This window comes from Nonomuraea sp. NPDC052265 (genome assembly GCF_044547985.1).
Classification (GTDB): Bacteria; Actinomycetota; Actinomycetes; order Streptosporangiales; family Streptosporangiaceae; genus Nonomuraea.
Genome location: NZ_JBIUBJ010000067.1, coordinates 1 through 1,500 on the forward strand (window position 1 = coordinate 1; position 1,500 = coordinate 1,500).

The window sequence follows — 1,500 nt, forward strand, 5'->3', positions numbered from 1 at the left end:
GTGAAGTCGGTCAAGCACTGGATCAACGGCGCTCTGACGGACGGCGACAGCCGTACGGCGGAGATCTTCAACCCGGCGACCGGGGAGGTCAGCGGTCACGTGGCGCTGGCCTCGGTCGCCGACGTGGACGCGGCGGTGGCGGCGGCGGTGGCGGCTTTCCCGGCGTGGCGGGACGCTTCGCTGGTCAAGCGGGCGCGGGTGTTGTTCCGGTTCCGTGAGTTGATGGACGCCCATCGTGACGAGCTGGCCGCGTTGATCTCGGCCGAGCACGGCAAGGTGCATGCGGACGCGTTGGGGGAGGTGGCGCGCGGGCTGGAGGTGGTGGAGTTCGCGTGCGGGATCCCGCATCTGCTCAAGGGGGGTTTCTCCGAGGGTGTCTCGACGCGGGTGGATTCGTATTCGATGCGGCAGCCGTTGGGGGTGGTGGCGGGGATCACGCCGTTCAACTTCCCGGTGATGGTGCCGATGTGGATGTTCCCGGTGGCGATCGCGTGTGGGAACGCGTTCGTGCTGAAGCCGTCGGAGCGGGATCCTTCGGCGTCGTTGCTGATGGCGCGGTTGTGGCAGGAGGCGGGGCTGCCTGACGGGGTGTTCTCGGTGGTGCAGGGTGACAAGGTGGCGGTGGATCGGCTGCTGGGGCACCCGGATGTGGCGGCGGTGTCGTTCGTGGGTTCGACGCCGATCGCCCGGTATGTGTATGAGACGGGTAGCGCGCACGGTAAGCGGGTGCAGGCGCTGGGTGGGGCCAAGAATCACATGCTGGTGCTGCCGGATGCGGATCTGGATCTGGTGGCCGATGCGGCGGTGTCGGCGGGGTTCGGGTCGGCGGGTGAGCGGTGTATGGCGATCTCGGTGGTGCTGGCGGTGGATCCGGTGGGGGATGAGCTGGTCGGGAAGATCGTGGAGCGGGTGGGCGGGCTGGTGGTCGGCCCGGGTGATGATCCGCGTTCGGAGATGGGGCCGTTGGTGACGCGGGCGCATCGGGACAAGGTGGCTTCCTATCTGGATCTGGGTGTTCAGGAGGGTGCCAAGCTGGTCGTGGACGGGCGGGGGACCGAGGTGCTGGGTGGCCGGGGCGAGGGGTTCTGGTTGGGGCCGTCGGTGCTGGATCAGGTGCCGGTGGGGTCGCGGACGCATGTCGAGGAGATCTTCGGTCCGGTGTTGTCGGTGGTGCGGGTGTCCTCGTATGAGGAGGGCCTGCGGGTGATCAACGGGGGTGTGTTCGGCAACGGGACGGCGATCTTCACCAATGACGGTGGTGCGGCGCGCAGGTTCCAGAACGAGGTCGAGGTGGGGATGGTCGGGATCAATGTGCCGATCCCGGTGCCGATGGCGTTCTACAGTTTCGGTGGGTGGAAGTCGTCGTTGTTCGGTGACACGCATGTGCATGGTGCGGAGGGGGTGCATTTCTACACGCGGGGCAAGGTGGTGACCTCGCGTTGGCTGGATCCGTCCCATGGTGGTGTGAACCTCGGCTTCCCCACGAACGGGTAAGTCGTG

At 67.2% G+C, this 1,500-nt stretch carries 1 protein-coding gene; it reads left to right on the top strand.

Annotated elements, in window-relative coordinates; all coding sequences use genetic code 11:
- Positions 1-1,494, top strand: coding sequence for a CoA-acylating methylmalonate-semialdehyde dehydrogenase (locus ACIHAD_RS48840; protein ID WP_397361748.1), 1,494 nt, complete (start codon positions 1-3; stop codon positions 1,492-1,494).
- Positions 1,495-1,500 lie beyond the last annotated feature (6 nt).